General features: G+C 65.3%; 17 protein-coding genes. 4 read left to right on the forward strand and 13 right to left on the reverse strand.

Annotated elements, in window-relative coordinates; translation table 11 throughout:
• Positions 1-95: 95 nt before the first annotated feature.
• Both AC1Z3O_RS08805 and AC1Z3O_RS08810 read right to left on the reverse strand, forming a co-directional pair.
• Entirely contained in the window at positions 96-791 is a 696-nt protein-coding gene (locus AC1Z3O_RS08805; RefSeq protein ID WP_483515227.1) for a M24 family metallopeptidase, read from the reverse strand.
• A 227-nt stretch (positions 792-1,018) separates the two neighbouring features.
• Positions 1,019-2,428, reverse strand: coding sequence for an aminotransferase-like domain-containing protein (locus AC1Z3O_RS08810; protein ID WP_483515228.1), 1,410 nt, complete (start codon positions 2,426-2,428; stop codon positions 1,019-1,021).
• Positions 2,429-2,656: 228 nt separating this feature from the next.
• Here AC1Z3O_RS08810 and AC1Z3O_RS08815 point away from each other — a divergent pair, with 228 nt between their 5' ends.
• From AC1Z3O_RS08815 to AC1Z3O_RS08825, 3 genes are all read left to right on the forward strand, one after another.
• Positions 2,657-2,842 carry a DUF2970 domain-containing protein gene (locus AC1Z3O_RS08815; RefSeq protein ID WP_483515230.1) on the forward strand — a complete coding sequence of 62 codons (186 nt, stop codon included), beginning with the start codon at positions 2,657-2,659 and terminating at the stop codon, positions 2,840-2,842.
• A gap of 70 nt (positions 2,843-2,912) precedes the next feature.
• Positions 2,913-4,277, forward strand: coding sequence for a cytochrome c (locus tag AC1Z3O_RS08820; RefSeq protein ID WP_483515231.1), 1,365 nt, complete (start codon positions 2,913-2,915; stop codon positions 4,275-4,277).
• Between the two features lie 15 nt (positions 4,278-4,292).
• Positions 4,293-6,146: an NAD(P)-binding protein gene (locus AC1Z3O_RS08825; RefSeq protein WP_483515233.1), complete on the forward strand. Its 1,854-nt coding sequence runs from the start codon at positions 4,293-4,295 to the stop codon at positions 6,144-6,146.
• A 21-nt stretch (positions 6,147-6,167) separates the two neighbouring features.
• Here AC1Z3O_RS08825 and AC1Z3O_RS08830 read toward each other — a convergent pair whose 3' ends face one another.
• On the reverse strand, positions 6,168-6,449 hold the full coding sequence (locus tag AC1Z3O_RS08830) for a CppA family protein (RefSeq protein WP_483517554.1): 282 nt from the start codon (positions 6,447-6,449) through the stop codon (positions 6,168-6,170).
• A 630-nt stretch (positions 6,450-7,079) separates the two neighbouring features.
• Here AC1Z3O_RS08830 and AC1Z3O_RS08835 point away from each other — a divergent pair.
• Positions 7,080-7,349, forward strand: coding sequence for a TetR/AcrR family transcriptional regulator (locus tag AC1Z3O_RS08835; protein WP_483515235.1), 270 nt, complete (start codon positions 7,080-7,082; stop codon positions 7,347-7,349).
• 580 nt (positions 7,350-7,929) lie between these two features.
• Here AC1Z3O_RS08835 and AC1Z3O_RS08840 read toward each other — a convergent pair.
• The 10 genes from AC1Z3O_RS08840 to AC1Z3O_RS08885 form a co-directional block, all read right to left on the reverse strand.
• Positions 7,930-9,084: a porin gene (locus tag AC1Z3O_RS08840; RefSeq protein WP_483515237.1), complete on the reverse strand. Its 1,155-nt coding sequence runs from the start codon at positions 9,082-9,084 to the stop codon at positions 7,930-7,932.
• A gap of 89 nt (positions 9,085-9,173) precedes the next feature.
• Complete coding sequence (locus AC1Z3O_RS08845; protein ID WP_483515239.1) at positions 9,174-10,844, reverse strand: bifunctional 3-(3-hydroxy-phenyl)propionate/3-hydroxycinnamic acid hydroxylase; 1,671 nt, start codon at positions 10,842-10,844, stop codon at positions 9,174-9,176.
• Between the two features lie 33 nt (positions 10,845-10,877).
• Positions 10,878-12,806 (reverse strand): acyl-CoA synthetase, encoded by a 1,929-nt coding sequence (locus tag AC1Z3O_RS08850; protein ID WP_483515241.1) that lies wholly within the window; start codon positions 12,804-12,806, stop codon positions 10,878-10,880.
• A gap of 29 nt (positions 12,807-12,835) precedes the next feature.
• Positions 12,836-13,858, reverse strand: coding sequence for an alcohol dehydrogenase catalytic domain-containing protein (locus tag AC1Z3O_RS08855; RefSeq protein ID WP_483515243.1), 1,023 nt, complete (start codon positions 13,856-13,858; stop codon positions 12,836-12,838).
• On the reverse strand, positions 13,855-14,811 hold the full coding sequence (locus AC1Z3O_RS08860; RefSeq protein ID WP_483515244.1) for a fumarylacetoacetate hydrolase family protein: 957 nt from the start codon (positions 14,809-14,811) through the stop codon (positions 13,855-13,857). Before AC1Z3O_RS08860 ends, AC1Z3O_RS08855 begins: the two co-directional genes overlap by 4 nt.
• A gap of 47 nt (positions 14,812-14,858) precedes the next feature.
• Positions 14,859-16,001 (reverse strand): VOC family protein, encoded by a 1,143-nt coding sequence (locus AC1Z3O_RS08865; protein WP_483515245.1) that lies wholly within the window; start codon positions 15,999-16,001, stop codon positions 14,859-14,861.
• Between the two features lie 257 nt (positions 16,002-16,258).
• Positions 16,259-16,867 carry a PqiC family protein gene (locus AC1Z3O_RS08870; RefSeq protein ID WP_483515247.1) on the reverse strand — a complete coding sequence of 203 codons (609 nt, stop codon included), beginning with the start codon at positions 16,865-16,867 and terminating at the stop codon, positions 16,259-16,261.
• Entirely contained in the window at positions 16,864-18,495 is a 1,632-nt protein-coding gene (locus tag AC1Z3O_RS08875; RefSeq protein WP_483515248.1) for a PqiB family protein, read from the reverse strand. The genes AC1Z3O_RS08870 and AC1Z3O_RS08875 overlap by 4 nt, the downstream gene beginning before the upstream one ends.
• On the reverse strand, positions 18,479-19,153 hold the full coding sequence (locus AC1Z3O_RS08880) for a paraquat-inducible protein A (protein WP_483515250.1): 675 nt from the start codon (positions 19,151-19,153) through the stop codon (positions 18,479-18,481). The genes AC1Z3O_RS08875 and AC1Z3O_RS08880 overlap by 17 nt, the downstream gene beginning before the upstream one ends.
• Positions 19,150-19,923 carry a paraquat-inducible protein A gene (locus AC1Z3O_RS08885; RefSeq protein ID WP_483515252.1) on the reverse strand — a complete coding sequence of 258 codons (774 nt, stop codon included), beginning with the start codon at positions 19,921-19,923 and terminating at the stop codon, positions 19,150-19,152. The genes AC1Z3O_RS08880 and AC1Z3O_RS08885 overlap by 4 nt, the downstream gene beginning before the upstream one ends.
• Between the last annotated feature and the right edge of the window lie 177 nt (positions 19,924-20,100).

Below are 20,100 nucleotides of genomic sequence, written 5' to 3' on the forward strand. Positions count from 1 at the left end.
CACGCCGACCCGCTGTCAGCGCAGGATTGAGCCAAAGTTGGTCAAAATTCAGCCTGCGCCGTTAGAAGCAAAGGGGAACCGCTGACTGGACCTTCTTACCGTTGGCTCGGGTAATACTCGTCGGCCAAAAGGAGGTCCTCGTAGAAAGCACCGAAGGGCTTCTGAGGGTGACGGATGTGGATTTCAAGAATCCAGCGCATCGGAGATGGCGTGAAATCCGCGTCTGCCAGGGCGCCGGTGTGGATTGCCGCGTGCGGGAAATCAGAGACGCGATGGCCAGGAAGGTCAAAGTTGAGTTCCCACCCCATTTCCCGGGCGCGCTTCTCTGCATAGGCATACAAGGCTCGGCCTGTTGCCTTTGTCGCTTCCCAGTAGCGGCGGACGTCGTGGAAGAGGGACTCGGCGTCCCTTGCACAGCGCGCATGCTCTTCGTTGTTGCCGACCGTAAAAGTTGCGCCACCGTCGCCCTCCCATGCGTCGAAGCGCGGAGCCATGTCGATGAAGAAGATATCGTTCTCGTCGAGAACGATGCCTGCTTCCGACTGCTGTTTCATCGCCCGAGTCGTATTTGTTCCGAAGCGAACGCGAGTCGGGTGCCAAGTCAAGGAGAGGCCCGAATCGGTGAGCACCTGCTTGGCCATAGCCACGGCGTCCTCTTCAACCATACCAGGTCGAATTCGAGCGGAGATTTCTCGAATCGCCTGCCGCGCTCTTGCTCGTGCTTGCAGCATCCCATCGACAGAGAAGGATGGGCCGACTCGTTCCGCTTCCGTTGCCTGTACTGCTGTCATCTGTGTTCTCCACGCATGGTGCGCAGCCCCATGGCAACGCATTCATGGCAGGGAATTATGGGAAGACGATGCCTTCCGTACCAGCAGTCATTGCGGCCAATTCCAGACAAGATAAGTGGGGATGCTGCCAACTGTGCTCCGGCAGTCGCGTCCGGGCCGGGAAGTGCCGTCAGCCCGGAGTTCCACGCGCCCGTCCGGGTATTCGGCCACCTCGATGTAGGGTCCCCTTATTGCGCGCTGGCCAGACGGCCTAGCGTGGCGATCGCCGCCTCGCTTTCCGCCGTCCACATCTGGCCGTAGTTCAGCCGCACGCAATGGCGGTGGCCCTGGCGCGCGGAGAAGATCGGCCCCGGCGCGATGCCGATGCCGTGCTCCAGCGCGGCGCGGTGCAAGGCCAGCGCATCGAAGCCGGGGGCGAACTCCACCCACAGGAAATAGCCGCCATCCGGCCGCGAGACGCGCACCGAGGCCGGGAAATGGCGTGCGATGGCCTGGCGCAGCTGGCCCTGCTGCATTTCCATCACGTGCCGCAGCCGGCGCAGGTGCTTGTCATAGCCGCCGTGCTGCAGGTATTCGGCCAGTGCCGCCTGGGCTGGCACGGCCGCCGACAGGGTGGTCATCAGTTTCATGCGCTGGATGGCCTCGCCGAAACGCCCGGGCGCGACCCAGCCGATGCGGAAGCCCGGCGCCAGTGTCTTGGAGAAGGAGCTGCAGTGCATCACCAGGCCCTGGCGGTCGAACGCCTTGGCCGGCAGCGGGCAGCGGCTGCCGTAGTAGAGCTCGCCGTAGACGTCGTCCTCGATCAGCGGCACCTTGTGGCGCGCCAGCAGTTCGACCAGCTCGCGCTTGCGCGCCTCGTCCATGCTGGCGCCCATCGGATTCTGGAACTGCGTCATGAACCAGCAGGCGCGGATCGGATGGCGCCGCAGCGCGGCATCCAGCGCGGCCAGGTCGATGCCTTCCTGCGGGTGCACGGGAATCTCCACCGCCTTCAGGCGCAGCCGCTCCAGCGCCTGCAGGGCGGCATAGAAGCCGGGCGACTCGATGGCGACGACGTCGCCGGGGCTGGTCACCGCCATCAGGCAGAGGTTGAGCGCCTCCAGCGCACCGTTGGTGACAATGATGTCCTCGGCCGCCTGCGGCACGCCGGCGCCCAGGTAGCGCAGCGCGATCTGCTGGCGCAGCGCCGCGTTGCCGGGCGGCAGGTCGTCGACCGACTGCCAGGGATCGAGTTCGCGTCCGGCACGCGTCAGCGACTTGCCGAGGCGGTCCCAGGGAAACAGCTCGGGCGCGGGGAAGGCCGAGCCGAACTGCACCAGGCGCTGGTCCCGCGCGGCCTCGAGCACGGAAAACACCAGCTTGGAGATGTCGACCTCGGTCGAGACCTGGCGCGTGCGCCGCGCCGCCGGCCGGGGCAGCGGCAGGCCGGCGGCGCCGGCCACGTAATAGCCGGAGCGCTCGCGCGCGCGCACCAGGCCGCGTTCCTCCAGCCGGTAGTAGGCCTGGAAGGCGGTGGACGGGCTCACGCCATAGTGGGCCACGGTCTTGCGGATCGACGGCATCCGCGTGCCGGGCGGCAGGTTGCCGGAGCGGATGTCGCGGGCGAGAATCTCGGCCAGTTCCTCGTATCGCTTCATGGTTTGCGCGCTGTGTCGATTCGGTTCGGGCGAAAGGCAGGAAAGGGTAGCGCATGCGTGCGCTTTCTGCGCCATTTGCCTAACGGAGACCGGGGGAGACCGCGCCCGCCGGCCGGCCTTCAAACTGATACGGAAAATTATGGCAGAACTGATGCTGTTCCCCGCGGCCGTATGCCGGCAGAATGGCGCGAGGCGGGCAGGGCCGGCCGTTTCGGAAGGAGAAGTGCGATGCATCCACTGAGACTGATGAGCGCGGTATTGTGGGGATTCTTCGGCTTGCGGCGTGGCGACGAGCATATGCGCGACCTGCAGAACCTCAAGCCGGTGCAGTTGATCGTGACCGGCGTCCTGCTGGCCGCCGTCCTGGTGCTGTGCCTGCTGATGGCGGCGCGCTGGGCCGTGACGCATGCCTGAGCCCCGCGGGGCGCACGGCAAGACAATAAGATAAAAAGACAAGAACGATAAGACGGAGAGAGACAAGCCCATGCCTCATCGATCGCGGCGCTGGCCGCCGCTCGGGGCGTTCGTGCGGGCACGCCTGCCGGACGCACTGCTGGTGCTGTTGCTCGCGCTGTTGCTGGCCGCCCCGCAGGCGCAGGCGGCGCAGGACGCCGGCAGCAATGGCAAGGCGGATACCGTGGCGCGCGGCCGCTACCTCGCCCGCATCGCCAACTGCGCGGCCTGCCATACCGCGCCGGGCGGCGCAGCGTTCGCCGGCGGCGTGCCGATCCGCACCGCGGTGGGCACCATCCATTCGACCAATATCACGCCTGAGCCGGACAGCGGCATCGGCGCCTACACGCTGGCGGAATTCGACCGCGCGCTGCGCCAGGGCGTGGCGCGCGGCGGCAAGCGGCTTTACCCGGCCATGCCGTACCCCTCCTATGCGCGCATGACGGCGGAGGACGTGGCCGCGCTCTACGCCTACCTGCGCGCCGAGGTGAAGCCGGTGCGCCAGCGCCAACCGGAGCCGCAGATGCGCTGGCCTTTCGGCATGCGCCCGCTGCTATCCGTGTGGAACCTGTTCTTCCTCGACGCGCCGGCTGGTGCGCCGTCACGCGCCGACCCTAGCGGCGATGCGCAATGGCGGCGCGGCGCCTACCTCGTGCAGGCCGTGGGGCACTGCGGCGCCTGCCACACGCCGCGCAGCGCGCTGTTCGCCGAGAGGGCTAGCGACGAGCGCAGTCCGCTCTTCCTCTCGGGGGCCAATGTGGAGGGCTGGTCGGCCGGCAATCTCAGCGGCGACAAGCTCACCGGGCTGGGCAACTGGTCGCGTGCCGAGGTGGCGGAGTACCTGCGCACCGGCCGCAACGTGCATGCGACGTCCTTCGGCCCGATGTCGGGCGTGATCGCCGCCTCCACGCAATTCATGACCCCGCAGGACCTGGACGCGGTGGCGGCCTATCTGAAGAGCCTGGCGCCCGCGCGCGGCGAGGCCTCGGCGTTCCGCTACGACGCAGCCACGGCGCAGCAATTGCAGCTGGGTCGCTTCGACGCGGTGGGTGCGCGGCTCTACGCGCAGTACTGCATGCCGTGCCATGGCGCGGGCGGCAAGGGCTTTGCCCGTGTGTTCCCGCCGCTGGCGGGCAACCCCGCGGTGCTTGACCCCGATCCGGCCTCGCTGATCAACCTGCTGCTGGGCGGCGCCGTGACTGCGGCTGTCGACACCGCGGCGACCGACTATCACATGCCCGGCTACGGCTGGGCCCTGAACGACCAGGAACTGGCGGACGTCTTGAGCTTCGTGCGCGGCGGCTGGGGCAACCGCGCCGCCGCCGTGCGCGACAGCGATGTCGCGGCGCGCCGCGCGGCGATGGGCATCCGCCTGGAAGCCGAGGCCAGTCGCTGAACCGGGCGCCGATCCATGACCATTACACGAAGAGACTTCCTCAACGGCGCCGCGCTCGCGGTGGGCGCGAGCCTGACCCCCGGCTGGCTGCGCGCGGCGGAGGCAGGACAGGCGACGGCCGGCGCCATCTACCCACCGGCGCTGACCGGGCTGCGCGGCAACCAGCCAGGCAGCTACACGCTGGCGCACAGCCTGGCCCGCGAAGGCGTGCAATATCCCAGCGTGATGGCGCGCGAGGCGTTCGACCTGGTGGTGGTAGGCAGCGGCATCAGCGGACTGGCCGCGGCGTGGTTCTACCAGCGCCGCTACGGCCGCGAGGCGCGCATCCTCATCCTCGACAACCACGACGACTTCGGCGGCCACGCCCGTCGCAATGAATTCACCGTGCGTGGCCGCAAGCTCGTCACCTACGGCGGCAGCGCCGAGATGCCGGCCGGGGCGGCGGACAGCGCGCCGCTGCGCACGCTGCTGGACGGCATCGGGCTGGCGGAGCGCGGCTCGCCGGCCGCGCCCTCCCATGGCGCCCCCGGGCTCGGACGGGCAGTCTTCTTCGACCGCGAGCATTTCGGCACCGACCGCCTCGTCCCTGGCGACCCCTTCGGGGAGTCCCTCGGTGGATCCCTGGGCGCCGGGCGCGCGCCGTCGCCCGAGGCCGTGCGCCGCTTCCTGGCCGCGGCTCCGCTGCCCGCCGCCGAACGCGAGGCGCTGGCGAAGCTGGCCCAGGGCAACACGGACTACCTGGCGGGCATGGACGCGCAGGCGCGCGCCGCCTACCTGCGGCGCACCCGCTATGCGGTGTTCCTGCGCGACAAGGCCGGCCTGGGGCTGGCGGGCGTGCGCTTCCTGCGCAGCCGCAGCAATGACAGCTATGCGCTGGACGCCGACGGCATTTCGGTATGGGACGCCATCGCCATCGGGCTGCCGGCCGGCGCAGGCATGCCGCCCGTCCCGCTCGATCCACGCCTGGGCAAGTCGCCGGCCTCGTTGCTGCGCTTCGCCGATGGCAATGCCACCCTCGCGCGGCGGCTGGTGCAGATGCTGATCCCGGCCGTGGATCGGGCGGGGCAGTCGGCAACGCCCGCCGGCGCAGGCGGGCAGGCCCGCTTCGACTACGCCCAGCTCGACCGCGACGGCGCCCGCGTGCGGCTGCGCCTGAACAGCACGGCGGTTGCCGTCGAGCCCGGCCCGCACATCGCGCGGGTTACCTACGGCTGGCGCGGCAACCTGCACCGCGTGGAGGCCCGCCACGTCGTGCTGGCCGGCTACAACATGATGGTGCCGTTCCTGATGCCGGGCCTGCCGCAGGCCCAGCGGCAGGCGCTGCGCGACGAGGTGAAGGCGCCGCTGATCTACACCAAGGTGGCGCTGGACAACTGGCGCGCCTTCGAGACCCTGGGCGCCGGCCGCATCCACGCGCCGACCATGGCCTACAGCGACCTGTGGCTGGAAGCCGGCGAGGGCGCGCGCGCCGACGACCCGGTGGTGTTGCACATGCTGTATGTGCCCACCGTGCCCGATAGCGGCATGCATGCACGCGAGCGCTTCCGCGCGGGCCGGGCGCTGCTGCTGGGCACGCCGTTCGCCGAACTGGAGCGCGGCATCCGCACGCAGCTCGACCGCCTGCTCGCGCCGGCCGGTGCCGACTCAGAGCGGCTGATCCGCGCCATTACCGTCAACCGCTGGTCGCATGGCTACAGCTACCGGTCCTCGGACATCGACGATGACGCCGCAGGCGCGGCAGCGGCGCTGGCCGCGGCGCGCGCCAGCGCTGGCAATGTCGCCATCGCCGGGGCGGACAGTGCCGGCAGTCCGTCGCTGGTGGCGGCCGTCGAACAGGCCCTGCGCGCGGTGGAATCGCTGCCGGGCTGAATGGCAGCGCCCGGCTGGCACTCAGTGGGCCGGGCGTTCGTGGCTATTGAGGATCAGGCGGATGCGGGCCAGATAGCGGTCGCCCACGGCACGGTCCGCGCGGCGCGCCTCGGCGCGCATGGCCACGCGGGAGGGCGGGCGGATGGAGAGCGCGCGGCAGATGCTGGACAGATAGGGCTTGGGCTTGCCTTCGCCCGCCAGCCGCCGCGCTGCGTCCGCCAGCGCGGCGTCACCGATGCGCTGGCGCAGCCAGGCCAGGACTTGACGGTCGTACTCGTTCTGCACGCGGACCAGGTGTTCCATGACAGCCTCGCACATGTATATCCATACAGTACCTGTAAATATATACAGTACGCGGCGGATTTCAAGGCCCCTGTTGTCGAGTGACACAATTCCTGCGACTGGCGACAGAATTCGTGAAAAGTCGTGACACAAATAGCGAATATTTCCGCTCAGGATGGTCAGCGGCACGATGGTCCCGACAATGATTCCGGCGCGCCAGCCCAGGAGCACCACCACCACCGTCATGACGCCGATACGTTTATCGAGCGAATCTGACAGCGCGAGCCCAAGCGAGCGGCTGATCGTCTTGATGTCATCGCCGTTCGCAAGTCTGTCCACTAGTTCAGCTGCTTGCTCGCTAGCCATGTAGGCGGTGACGCGAATGACCTGTGCGCGGCAGTTGGCTACCGCCTCGAATTTTTGGTCGCTGGAGGTGTTCCACTGCCCGGAGGAAAAGCTGTACGGCAAGAGGCGGCCGTAGACAAATCGATTCTCCAACCAGGAAAGCCATGGACGGCCGTATTCTCGGGCGCATAGTGGCCAATTGATGCCATTTGAGCAATGGTGTTCAGTTGAGGGCTTCACACGAAGGATTTCAGCCATGGAGCCACTCTTACGATCAATTCCCGCGTCCAGCGGGCCGCATTTGAGTTGTTCGCCGAGACGGGTAAGAGGCAGGCGCTTGCGCAGGCGGCCAACATCGCGCGCGAAACGGTCTATAACAACGTCCCATCGCCCGAGGCGCTATTTGAGAGCGTCGCTGCACGGATGACAGAAGAAATTCATGGGCGCGTAGTCGCGAGCTTCGCAAATGTAACTGACCCCGCACAGCGCCTGGCCAACGGCATCCGCGCCCATGACGAGCCCCACTGGGAGGCGCTTCCTCTGCCCCTTTGCCATCAGCCACCAGGCGTTGCATGACATGTGGACGGGCCCGACCATGCGTGACGTGCGTGGCGGCCTTGCGCAGAATCAGTGCCGTCCGAGCCCTCGGCGATCGCCCTCATCGCGGGCGCCGTACAGGCTTCGACCTTCTTGGTGCTAGGAGGGCATCGGACCTGGCGGGACGGGCAGCGATACCGCCGAGCCGGTGCTGCGCGGAATCGGCGTCGAAGCCGACGCTGCCCGGCGTTACGCGACGGCCGAGCGGCCACCGCTGGCGGTGTGTCCGTAACCCGATGCACTGGCTTCTTCTTCCCCATTCGAACATTCGGAAGAATCGTCGTGAGGACGGATGCCTCGGATACACGCGCGTCCACGGATCGCATCGTATGCCGCTCCCCCTCGATGCGCTTTCGGCCCGCACGCCCCGCAATCTATCGATCATCGAGCTCGGGCACTGACAACGGATGCATATCGTCGCACACCTGCACCCGGGCTCATGATGAAGGCGTAAGGGATAGCCACGCTGGTTTCACCATGGCCCCTTCATCACAAAAGTCAAAAGCGACTCGGACAGGCACCGGAAGTCGGAACATTCGGCTCTCAGCGTCGAGACGTATCAGAAGATATGGCGAATCCCTGCTGCAACGCCGACCATCGACGTCTGCCCGACCCCTGGCGCGTAACTATTATTCAGAAAAAGGCTTGCCGCAAAGCCAGACGCCGCTGATTCGAGCATCAATCCGGCGTTCCGCGCATAAGCCGTGGACAGATACAGATCCGTCCTCTTGCCCAAGCTATATCTCGTCATGAAAATCAGTTGCCATGGATTCGCGACGGCAGCATTGCCGTTCAGGGTCCGGACTTTCTCGTAGTCATACTCAAGCGTCAGCTCGACGACTGGAGTCAATTGGTAATTTGCGCCCAACCAGTAGTAGTCATCGCGCAGGACTGTCAAGCCATTCTGATCCTTGTTTTGCCCCCAACGATACCCACCCATTACCTTAGCCTTGCCATCGAACGTATAGCTGGCCGCGGCCGCTGCGCGCTTATTGGTACCACTGCCCTGAGCGATCGACGGGTTGTACTGATCGTAGTCCACAGTGAAGCCGAAAGCGCCAGGCATATATATCAGTGCTGCACCATACCCAGTGTCATCGCGGAACCGCCCCGGCATCTCGCCATTGCCACCGACCATGACTTGCTGTGCAAACGGACTCGTAGGAGGCAAAGATAAGCCAACACCGAAGGACCAATGAGCAATCGCTGTCAATGGTCCTGCTGCGGCCGCGTACTGGACTGTATTGTTCTCCCGGAAGTTCGGACCGGCTATGACTGCGATCGGTTCATACTGAACTGCGTAGCCCGCAGGCATGAAATTAGCCAATCCCAAGAAGAGGGACGTGTACTGTCGCCCGAAGGTTAGTTGGCCGAAACGATTGCTGCGCAGCCCGACGTAGGCCTGTCGATCAAAGAGTGTGCTCGGCAACTCCAAGGCGCCGGTATCGGCCTGGAACCCGCTCTCTAGTACGAAAAGCGACTTCAGCCCCCCACCCAGATCTTCCTCCCCCCGTAGCCCCCAACGTGAGCCAGCAACGCCGCCAGAGTTCATGCGGACAACGCTATGTCCTTGCCCTGAGTTGTAAAGGTTCGTCGGCAACGGCACCGTGCCGACCCGATTGACATACTCGACGTTGGTATCAACTACACCGTATAGCGTAACACTGGACTGCGCCGATGCGGGTACTGCGCCTAGCGCGAGTACCGCGGACATGACTGAACGAATTCTCACTTTCTTGTCTCCCAATGTAGTAGTTGTAATGCGTTGATAGTCGGAGCCCGGAGTGATCCGGCAAGTTGATGTCAGCCGGAGGTGTCCAACGCCGGACGCAAGCCTTCTGGCAGCTGGCTGCCCACTCCCAGTAGCGCAAGCGACTCGCGCACGATGTCGTCAAGCGCTTCGAGGGGGCCATCGTGAAGCACGGTGCGATCAGGGCGTACGACCGCAATCCAGCCGACAGGCGCGGCGCCCGGCACAAGTTGATCGGACATGTCTTCCCACGAATGTCCACCTTGCCCTTCGTTCGCCTCCTGAGGTCGGTGCGCGGCTTGCCCGCAATGGCGCAGTTGAATGATGTCGCCGCCGGCCTGCCGCCAAGCCGCGAGAAGGCCGCGGCCGAGCAGTGGCGACGGATCACAGCCGAATCCCGCGAGCACCAGTCGCGCACCCAGCGCCTCGTCGCTGGGCACGATGGGCGCGCCTGGGGCGCGGCGCACCAGGCCTTGCGGCAATGCACCGCCGCGCACCAGCCTGGCACGCGTCTTGCCGAGCTGGAATAGGCCGCGCTTGAAGCGAGCAGGCGGCTTAATCTTCAGGTCCTCAAAGAAGGCTCGGGCCCAGGGCATGCGTTGCATCAACGCCATGGCGCCATGGACACCGAGCGCGGTCAGCCGGTTCCGCGGCATCACCAGCTTCCCCATCATCAGTGCGAGGTTGACAATTGAACGGGCATGCGGACGCCGCTCAGTGTCGTAGCTGTCGAGAATGGCCGGCGCCGCCCTTTCCTGCACGACCCAGGCAAGCTTCCAGCACAGGTTTGCTACATCGCGCAGCCCAGCAACGAGTCCTTGGCCAACGAATGGCGGCGTGATATGCGCCGCGTCGCCCACCAGGAAGGCCCGCCCCTTGGAGAAGCGATCCACGATACGTGCGTGGAAACGGTAGACGGCCGTGCGCTCGATCGAAATGTCTTCCGGCTTGCACCAGGGGGCGAGCAGATCGCGAATCTTCTCCGGCGTTTCCATCTGTTCGCGCGTCTCGCCGGGCTGTAGCATGAACTCCCATCGTTGCCTACCGCCCGGGGCAACCATGTGCGGCGTGGGCCGTCTCGGGTTGCACAGGAATTCGACATGGTCGATCGGGTTCGGCACATTCAGGGCGTCGATGATCAGCCAATCCTGCGTAAAGGTCTTTCCTTCGAAGCCAAGACCGGCGTGGCGCCGCACAAAGGAATTGGCGCCGTCCGCGCCGACGATGTAACGCGCGCGCACGGTGGCCGCATCACCATCGGGTCGGTGCACAGTGGCCCGCACCGCCTCGCCGTCGTCAGTGAAACCCGTGAGTTCGGCGCCTAGTGCGATGCTCACGCAGGGATAGCGGCTCAAGCGGGACCGTAAGGCACGTTCAAGATCGGGCTGGTAAAACGTGACCAGGCGCGGGTGACCATCGATGGTGCCCGCGGTGTTGGCGCGCGCATATCTGCCAAACAGCGGCGAATGCATCTGAACCTTGGCAATCGCCAGCGTTTCGAACGCGCCGTCCTCAAGTCCCGCTAGCTGCAGAATGCGCAACGCTTCGTTATCGAGCGCGATGGCTCGGGGGGCCGTGAAGATATCCGCAGCCTTGTCAATGACCAGGGTGCGGACGCCATAGCGTCCCAGCAGGTTGGCGGCGGTGGCACCGACCGGACCGAGGCCCACCAGCAGGACATCGACCTGCTCGGGTAATGTTGTGTTCATCAATGTGGTATTCATGAGCGTCTTCCTCCACTGGAGGGGCGCCCCGCTTTACGCCGGGCGTCTAAAGTCGAGGGGGAACGGGAACCGTCCAAGCAGGTCTTGCACGCGCGCCTCGTCCGCGGCGGCGCACTGAACGACGGCGATGGTCCCGCGCCGGAGATCCGGCCCCACACGCACGCTGGCGGCCATGCCGGCCTGGGTCAGAAGCTCGCAAAACACTTTCTCGGTCGCGCGCATGCGCAGCTCCGCCCGGGCCACCTTACCGATCGAGGTAAGCGGCATCTCCTTTAGGATGTCGATGCGCACCGGCATGGCGGCGCGTTCCGGCATGAGATCGCGCGCCGCCGCAAGGAGTTCGGCGGTAGCGAGGTCGCATCCCGCCTTGAGCGTGACATAAGCGACGGGCAATTCTCCCGCGTGCGCATCCGGCTGGCCGACTGCGGCGGCCATCGCCACGGCCGGATGCCGCAGCAACGCGTCCTCGATCATTGCCGGATCGATGTTGTGGCCTCCGCGGATGATCAGCTCCTTGGCACGGCCGGTCAGATGCAAGTAGCCGTCCGTATCGAGGTGACCGAGATCACCGGTATCGAGCCAACCCGGCTTGAGCCAGATGTCGCGATTGTCCGGCTCGCGCAGGTAGCCGGGAAACACATTGGGACCGCTGATGCCGATGACGCCGTTTTCGCCCGGCGCGCACGGCTCCGTAGCATGGCCGGTGCCGTCGACCTTCCAAACGCCGATCGCCTGGTGGGGCAGACGCAGGCCAACCGTGCCGAGGCGGCGTTCGCCCTGCGGCGGGTTGAGGGCCGAGACGCACGCGCCTTCGGTAAGCCCGTAGCCCTCGTACAGGGGGATGCCAGCGGCGGCTTCGAAGCGCCGCGCGACCTCCGCCGGCAGCGGTGCAGCGCCGCAGAAGGCGAAGCGCAGCGAGGCAATGTCAGCGCCGTCACGCGGCAGATCGGCCAGAGCGGCATAGATCGTCGGCACGCCGCTGAAACTGGTGGCGCGGAACCGCTCGACCAGTTTCCAAAAGTTCGGCATCACACCCTGGCCGCGATATCCGGCGGGCGTGAGCATCACGACCTCCCCGCCACTCGTGAACGCGGCCAAGCCGGTGACCATCGCGCCATTCACGTGGAACAGCGGGAGCCCGCACAGGATCGTGTTGGGCGATGGGATCAGCGCATCGAGCATCGACGCGACGAAGGCTTCGTTGAGATGCGAGTGCGTCGCGACTTTCGGCAGGCCGGTGGTGCCGCCGGTGTGGAAGTACGAGCAGATGTCGGTCGCCAGGATGCGGCGCTGCGACACCAGCGTGTCCGAAGGCTCGGCCGCCAGCGCCTGGTCGAAGTCGACGATGTTCACGTCCCGGCGGCATGGCCTTGACGCGGCGTCGAAGACTGCGTCGAGCTGCGCGCGCTCTGCCGCGGGAAGGTACGGCGCGGCACTGACAGCGAACAGCGTTCGCACCGACTGGCAACGGTCTGCCACGGCGACGGCCTTGTCCCAGAGCGCGCTGTCCGCGAGAGGGGCGAAGGCGACCAGCGCCTGCGCCCCGGTCTCGTTGACAATGGAGACGATATGGTCCACCTCCAGCATCGGATTGATGGGGCTTGCGATGCCTGCAGCCTGCGCGCCGAGCAGGGAGTAGTGGGTCTGTGGCAGATTGGGCAACAGCAGCGTCACCGCGGTGCCGGCGGTGACGCCGGCGCGGTGGAAGGTGTTGGCCGCCTGCGTCACGCGCGCCTTGAGGGTCGCGTAGTCAACCGCGAACGCGGGCGCGCCCGGTTCCCCGGTCATGATGAAGCGCAGCGCGGTTCTGTCCGGATGGCGGTCGCAGGCACGGCACAGCAGTTCGTAAGTATTCTGGGCGGGCAACTTGTCCTGCCAGGGCGTGCGTTCGAAGGCATCGATATCGGCCTGGGTCTGGATGCCGCCGGGATACGTCCCGGGGCCGTAGGTCGAATCGGGCATGCTTGTCTCCATATGTGGCCTTGTTTTTGTCAGAGTTGTCCGGGCAGCAGGACGGCCCGCCCGGGCCGCCGCTGTCTGACGTGCAGGTACGCTTGCTCGGCCTGCGCGAGCGCGAAGGTCTTCACCGAGGGCGGCGTCAGCGCGGCTGCGCAATGGGGCAGCGCCCGCAATGCCGAAGGATTCGGGCGGAATGTCGTCCACGCATAGCGCGCACTGTTCGGTGTCATGCGGCGTTTGCCACGCTTGCCAATCAACGTGGCCACGGCGCCTGCCAGCAGGCCCAGCCGGTCAAAATTGCTGAGCAGCGGATGAACCGTGGTTGCGTGGCCGGCTGCATCGGGTGCGAGCAGCCGCAGCAGGTCCGCTTCATCATCCCAGCTGGCGAAATTCAAGGTGGCGGCGAAATGCCGCGGCAGGGTCGCCAGCGATTGACGTTGTCGATCGACCAACTCCGCGGCACCCCCGACCCGACAAGCCTCAAGCCCATCGCATCCGCCAACGGCGGTAACAATCGCGCCCAGCCCGTGCAGCAACCGGACTGCAACCTGGCCCAGGCCGCCGGTCTCGCCATGTACGAGTACGTGACGTCCCTTTACGGTATCGCGGGAGATGCCGGCGTCGGCTAGCGCGCGCGTCACGGTCAGGAAGTTGTACGGCAGCGTCGCCAGGGCTGCGGCCGGAACGGCCGGCGGGCTGAGGCAGACATGCTCTGCGCGCACCGTCACATGGGTGGCATGCGTACCCGCGCTCGACGGTGGCTTGGCGCCGAACACTGCATCGCCTTCGCGCAGCCCAGTCACGCCCGGCCCCACTGCGCATACCGTGCCGGCAAAATCGTTGCCGAGCACGAGTGGCATGCGTGCCGCGCCCATCAGCGAGAAAAGCGTCCTGCCGTAACCATCGCGGCGGCGCACGTCGATGGGATTGATCGCTGCAGCCTCCACCTGCACTACGATCTCGCCAGAACCAGGCGCTGGGCAAGGTGCCGGGCGCAGCGCCAGCGCGAAGGTATCGCCAAAGCGGTTGATGGTGGCGAGACAGGCGGTACTCATGCTGCCGCCACCTGGTTGCGCTGCTCACCAAGGTCGATGGCGCCGTCGTCGGTACGGATTGAGGCCGTCATGATGTCGCCCGGCTGCAGGTAAGCCGGGTTCGACAGGCCCTTCTTGATGAAGGCGCGCCATTTCGCGGTCTCGGACATCACATGCCGAGACACCCACATGGCCAACTTGCCCGGTGCCCGGGAGGCGCAGCCAGCCGGCGTGCCGGTTGCAATCAGGTCGCCGGGTTGCAGATTGTGCAAGTCGGACAGCTCGGTGAGCGTCTGGTGCGGCTTGAAGATCATGTCGCCGCAATAGGCGTCCTGGCGTGGCTGTCCGTTGACATGGAGTCGCATGTGAAGCTCGGGCCAGCGCCGCCATTCTTCGGCGTTCAGCAGCACCAGGTAAGGGCCCACCGGGCCAAAGCTGCGGTAGCTCTTGCCCTTGTAGAACTGGGCCTGCGGCAGCTGGATGTCGCGAGCGGAAATGTCGTTGACGATGGTTACGCCGGCGAGGAACTCGTGCAGTTGGTCCGGCCCGACGCGGACCGAATCGGTCAGCGGCCTCCGCACCACCAGTCCCAGCTCGATCTCGTAGTCAAGCAGGCGCACATGCGCTGGTCGCACCACCTCCGAGTCGGCGGGGGCAAGGCAGGACGGAGCCTTGGTAAACAGCATGTTGAAGCCGATCTTGTCCGGGTCCATGCCGGATTCGCGCACATGGCTGGCGTAGTTGATGCCCTGACACAGGAACTGGCGGTCGGGCGTGATCGTCGGCAAGAGCGTGACGCTCTCGAGCGGCAGCGTGGCCTGATCGGGCGAGCTGCGCCACGCGGCTTCGAGGCCGCTCGTGACGAAGTCAGCGGTACTGTCGGCGCCGCAGGACAGGGGCGCGATGCGACGGTCGTGGACCACGCCCCATCGGGGCTCGCCGCCGTGGAAATATCGAACGACTTTGATAGCCATTTGCTCTCCTTGAGGTGTGAAATTCGTACGGGATAGGGAGCCCGGACTTAGAGCCAGGGACGTGCCTGGGTCATCGCGCGTCCGAGCAGCTTCAGCCGCGCGGCGGACAGCAGGCCGTAGCGCAGGAGTCGGATGATTCGAAGCACAGTGGTGAGATTGCGCTTGACGCCCATGCTGGCGGGCACGTCGTTGCCCCACGCCCAGATGCCAGACATTTCCAGGGGCACGTAGTGGGTTTCATGGTCAGCAGTGAAGACATCGCCGTCGGTGTAATGCTCGAATTCCATGCCGTCGGGATCGAACCAGTAATCGAACAGTTGGCTGCCGAGTACATGGCGGCCAATGCCCCACATATGGCGGTGACCGTTCGCGCGCAGTACGTTATGGCCCTGCCCGAGCGCATCGAGGTCGAGCACTTCATATGCGCTGTGCTCGTACTTCTCCTCGATGCCACCGGCGAGAACAAAGGCGTGATGATCCGAAGGTGTGCTGCCAAGGTCCAGGCGGAAAAAGCAGAGATTGGGCGACCCGTCTTCCAGATACTGAACATCGGTCGGGATCAAGCCGAGATGGCGCATATACCAGCGCGCCATTCGGGGAAAATCGATGGTCTGGAGTACCACGTGGCCGAGCTTGACCACTGCGGCGGGCTCCAGCGGAGGCCGAACGGTTGCGTTCACGCGCCGGAGTTTTCCCGGGCCGTTGGTGAGCGCATGCAACGAATCCCGCAACGGCCGCGGGTCGACCGGCTGCTGACCGGTCACCAACCATAGAAGGTTCCCGGCAGGGTCGATCAGTTCGACGCCGGCTCCGCCGCCTGGAATCGAGTCGGGCGGCAGTCGACGCGCGTTGGCCGTAGCCTCAAGGCGGGCCAGATCATTCTCGCTGCCCACTGTAAAGGCCGCGCCAAGGTAGCGCGGACGCCGGCCTTGCCGCACCATTAGCAAGCAAGGCTGGGAGCCGGTGCCGCGCATGAGCAGTTGACCGTCGGTGCGCAACACGCAGCGCATGCCGAAATCCGTCAGGAACGTCTCTGTTGCAAACAGGTCGCGCTTCTCGAACATCAGAAAGGCAAGCGCTTGGGCCTTAACCAAGGCCTCGGGTCGTTCGAGTTTTTGGACGAAGGCAGGCAGCGCGCTTTCGGGAAAGGCCGGCGGTGTGCGTAGCACGCTGCGGGACGGACGGGTCATGGCGTCTCCTGGCATGAGGTCTCCAACCGCTATGCGGTCCATTTGTCATTGTTTTGGATTGGCGTCGTGTCTGGTGCCGCCGGAGAGGGGCCACGGCGCTTGCGACGTCGGCATGTGGGGGCAGGCCACGTCGTTCACGGATCTAATAATAGTATATGTGTCAGGATGACGGATATGTCGTTAACACCTAGACGGTGCGAAAAAAAAGCGGGCTGGTCGCCCGCTTCGCCGTGCACAATGTGCGAGGTGTTTCACGTCTAGCGGTCAAGGGACTGCAGACCAGCTGCGATGTCGGCCGCGGTTGCGGCGAGGATCTGCCGATATGCATTCACCACGCCATCCACCTGCCCCGGTGCCGGCACTTCTGTTTCAGTGCGGCCGCTCAGGACCTTGCCGTCCGGCAGGCGCCGTACGGACCAAGTGATGGTCGCCGCGGCCCGCTTGCCTACATCGGCGTCGAGACTTACCACCTCGGTCGTCACGCGGAACGCCGGCTGCGTCGGCGACAGGCCGTTCTGGTAGAGATCCACGGCGTCTAGATTCGATTGCAGTTGCTGCGACAGCGCATCGCGTAGTTCGTCGGGCAATGGAGACGTCCAGCGCGATGTATCGAACACCTTGACGCCACCGCTGGCCCCGTCACGCACCACCAACTGAGTACGATTCAGGCGTTCCGGCACACGCACCGGCGTGACCTCGATCCATAGCGGCCCCCCGGTCCGGCTGGCTCGTCCGGCCACGGCCTTCGCGGCGTCTGCGGGACTGGAAGCCAGCGTGTAGTAGCGCGGCTCGGGCGACGCGCAGCCGTTCATCAACGCCGTGGCCGCGACGGCCAGCGGAAACAGTATCGTCAGTGGTTTCATCATTCCTCTTCCCTTTTGCCGCGAAGAAGGGCTTCCGGGTGTCGCTCGAGATAGTCGGTGAGCGTGCGTAGCGAAGCGGCCGTTCGTGTGAGCTCCTGCATCATCCGCCTTGTGTCCTGCTGCAGTGATGCGTCGGGCGCCAGCGCGCCATTGGCCGTTGCGAGCGTGCGGCGTGCATCCTGCAGCGCCGCCACCACCTCTGGTGCCACGTCGCCATTGACCTGTGCTACTAACTTGTCCGCGTTGACGAGCATCTTGTTCATCGACACCATCGCCGTGCGCGCATCCTGCCCGATCTGGTCGAACGGGACTTTGCCGATCTTGGTCACGATGTCACCGAGCTTGGCTTGCAGTTCGTCGAAGGTGCCCGGCGTGGTCGGAAGTTGTGGAGGCGACGCGTTCAGGTCCAGATCAGCCGGCAGAGGCGCCTTGGGAAAGAAATCGAGTGCCACATACAGCTGGCCGGTCAGCAGGTTTCCGGTGCGCAACTGCGCACGCATGCCGCGCTGTACCATGCTATGCACGATGGCGAGCTTGCGCGTGTCATCAGCCACGTCCTTCTCGAGCAGCCCCATGCGGGACGGATAAAGCTCCACCACCACGGGCATGCGGAAGGCCTTCTTGTCGCGTTGGTATTCGATACCGATTGAGCGCACCTGCCCAACAGTCACGCCGCGGAAATCGACCGGCGCACCTGGAGACAGGCCGCGTACCGACTGATCGAAGTTCAGCACTGCCAGTGCGGGGGCGAGCTCCTCCGGTTCCTTCATCGCTTCGGACTGGTCCGCCGCCAGCAGGAACTCGGTGTTCTCGGCGGCCGTGGCTTGTGCGACGGAGTGCTCCGGGGCCTGGAAGGCTACGCCGCCAAGCATCACGGTGACCAGCGACTGCGTGGACAATTTCAGCCCGTTGGCGTCGAGCTTGAGGTCGACGCCGCTGGCGTGCCAGAAGCGCGTATCGGGGGTGACGAGCTTGTCGTAGGGCTTGTTGACAAAGACCCGCAGCGTGATGTCTCGGCCGTTCGGTTCGAGTTGGTAGGCCACAACATGGCCAACCTGCACGCGGCGATAATAGACCGGTGACCCGATGTCGAGCGAGCCCAGGTCTTGCGCACGAAGCACGAACTGCCTGCCCGAGGCATCGGTGGTGATGGCGGGCGGGACTTCGAGCCCGGTGAAGCTGTGTGTCGTCTCCGCGGATTTTCCTGCATCCACGCCGATATATGCACCAGATAGCAGCGTCTCCAGCCCCGACACGCCGCTCATGGCGAAGCGTGGCCTTACCACCCAGAAGCGTGTGTCGGCCACTGCGAAGCCCGCGGCATCCTTTGTCAGCGCGATCGTCGCGATCACATGCGAACGGTCCGCCGCCAGTCGTGCCGTCTTGACCAGTCCGATATCGACGTCCTTGTAGCGTACGGGAGTCTTCCCCGGCGTCAGGCCTTCGGCGGTGCGGAATGTAACGGTGATCTCGGGCCCGCGGGACGCAAGCGTGTTGATCAGCAGCGAGAGTCCCACCACCGCCGCAACGATAGGAATCAGCCAGACGAGCGAGGGTAGCCAGCGCGCGGGAGGCTTGCGTTCAGGCTGCGGTAGCCCGTGAGGCGGGAGATGGTCAATGAGTTCTGGCATGGTCGGAGTGCGGAAATTCGATGGAGGAAGGCGAAGTCTCGAGCGCATCCCACAGCAGGCGGGGATCAAAGCTCCTTGACGCGAGCATGGTTAGTACGACAACGGAGGCAAAGGCCAGGGCCCCGGCCCCTGGCGTGATCGTGGCCAGCGCACCGACCCGCACCAGCGAAGCCAGCATTGCCACTACAAAGATATCGAGCATGGACCATCGGCCGATGACTTCGACCAGCGCGTAGAGCCGGGTCCGCTCGCGGATGCGCCAGGTCGACCTGCGGCGCACCGATAGCAGCAACAATGTCAGGATCATCATCTTCAGCAGCGGCACGACGATGCTGGCGATCAGCACGACGAGGGAGAGCATGTGCGAGCCGGACAGCCACAGATAGACCACGCCGGACATGATGGTGTCGCGCTGCGCGCCGAAGATTGACTGCGTCACCATAATCGGCAGCAGATTGGCCGGGATATACAGGAGGTAGGCTGCCAGCAGAAAGGCCCAGGCGCGCGTCACGCTGGCCGGCTTGCGATGATGCAGTACGGCGCCGCAGCGCGGACACGGTTCGGCCTCGGCCGTCATCGGACTGAGCAGGTCGCAAGCGTGGCATGACAGCAGCCCGCGCGACGTGGCCGTAGCGTAAGGCGATCGAGCCGTGGTCACGATGCGGCATCCGGAGAACAAGGCGGTAAGTCACCGATTCCGTACGCGTCCAGGTAGTGCCACAGTTCACGCGGATCGAAGGACAGGATGCTGGCAAGTACGACCACAAGGGCGCCGAACGACCAGAGGGCGGCGCCGGGCAGCACCTGCGCGATGGTGGACAGCTTCACCACCGTGACCAGCACGCCGATCATGAACACTTCGATCATGCCCCACGGCCGCGTCTGGCGAATGCCGCGCACGATGCGGTCGAACCCGGGTGGTATGCGGTGCTGCGCCATCGGCACGAGCAGATAGCACATCATGAGTAACTCCACCACCGGAAGCAGGATCGTTGTGGCGAACACAAGCATCGCAACCAGCGCCATGTCGTCCGCCCAGAGTGCCTGTACAGCGCCCCATAGCGTGGTCTCCATACGCGATCCCTTGAGTTCCATAGCGACTATTGGGTACGCGTTGGAGATCAAAAACAGGATCAGGGCGGTCACCACGAGCGGCAGCAGGCGACGATAGGCACGCGAACTGTCGCGATAAAGCGCGCCGCCGCAGCGCAGGCAGGCAGCACGTTCGGCTGGAATCAGTGCCACGCGCGTATGGAGTGCGTCGCAATACTCGCATGCGACCAGCCGGTGCGAATCCTGTGGCTGAGCTGGCGGCGGGAAGTTGTTCTGATACACGAAGTGTCCTGGGATGATCGTCGGCCTCGCTGCGGGAGGCAGGCAGTGCATGAGCGCACCGGAATCTTTCAAGATTCCGGCATTCTGCATCATATTGACTTGTATGTCATCATGACAATATGTATCTTATAATGACTGCGACGGGCACCGCTGCCACGAAGCGCCTGCTTTGCCGCTACGCCGTGCCGCATGCGGCATGCGGCATGCGGGACTTTTCTCCGCAAAACGCAATCCATGAAAGGAGTCTGCGAAGTCGAAATTCGCGAAGGC

This window comes from Cupriavidus sp. 09_S30, assembly GCF_056930435.1.

Excerpts from the sequence above, each read along its gene's own strand:
- AC1Z3O_RS08805 (WP_483515227.1), bottom strand. The coding sequence starts at position 791 with ATGACAGCAGTACAGGCAACGGAAGCGGAACGAGTCGGCCCATCCTTC.
- AC1Z3O_RS08810 (WP_483515228.1), bottom strand. The coding sequence starts at position 2,428 with ATGAAGCGATACGAGGAACTGGCCGAGATTCTCGCCCGCGACATCCGC.
- AC1Z3O_RS08815 (WP_483515230.1), top strand. The coding sequence starts at position 2,657 with ATGCATCCACTGAGACTGATGAGCGCGGTATTGTGGGGATTCTTCGGC.
- AC1Z3O_RS08820 (WP_483515231.1), top strand. The coding sequence starts at position 2,913 with ATGCCTCATCGATCGCGGCGCTGGCCGCCGCTCGGGGCGTTCGTGCGG.
- AC1Z3O_RS08825 (WP_483515233.1), top strand. The coding sequence starts at position 4,293 with ATGACCATTACACGAAGAGACTTCCTCAACGGCGCCGCGCTCGCGGTG.
- AC1Z3O_RS08830 (WP_483517554.1), bottom strand. The coding sequence starts at position 6,449 with ATGGAACACCTGGTCCGCGTGCAGAACGAGTACGACCGTCAAGTCCTG.
- AC1Z3O_RS08840 (WP_483515237.1), bottom strand. The coding sequence starts at position 9,084 with ATGTCCGCGGTACTCGCGCTAGGCGCAGTACCCGCATCGGCGCAGTCC.
- AC1Z3O_RS08845 (WP_483515239.1), bottom strand. The coding sequence starts at position 10,844 with ATGAATACCACATTGATGAACACAACATTACCCGAGCAGGTCGATGTC.
- AC1Z3O_RS08850 (WP_483515241.1), bottom strand. The coding sequence starts at position 12,806 with ATGCCCGATTCGACCTACGGCCCCGGGACGTATCCCGGCGGCATCCAG.
- AC1Z3O_RS08855 (WP_483515243.1), bottom strand. The coding sequence starts at position 13,858 with ATGAGTACCGCCTGTCTCGCCACCATCAACCGCTTTGGCGATACCTTC.
- AC1Z3O_RS08860 (WP_483515244.1), bottom strand. The coding sequence starts at position 14,811 with ATGGCTATCAAAGTCGTTCGATATTTCCACGGCGGCGAGCCCCGATGG.
- AC1Z3O_RS08865 (WP_483515245.1), bottom strand. The coding sequence starts at position 16,001 with ATGACCCGTCCGTCCCGCAGCGTGCTACGCACACCGCCGGCCTTTCCC.
- AC1Z3O_RS08870 (WP_483515247.1), bottom strand. The coding sequence starts at position 16,867 with ATGATGAAACCACTGACGATACTGTTTCCGCTGGCCGTCGCGGCCACG.
- AC1Z3O_RS08875 (WP_483515248.1), bottom strand. The coding sequence starts at position 18,495 with ATGCCAGAACTCATTGACCATCTCCCGCCTCACGGGCTACCGCAGCCT.
- AC1Z3O_RS08885 (WP_483515252.1), bottom strand. The coding sequence starts at position 19,923 with ATGATGCAGAATGCCGGAATCTTGAAAGATTCCGGTGCGCTCATGCAC.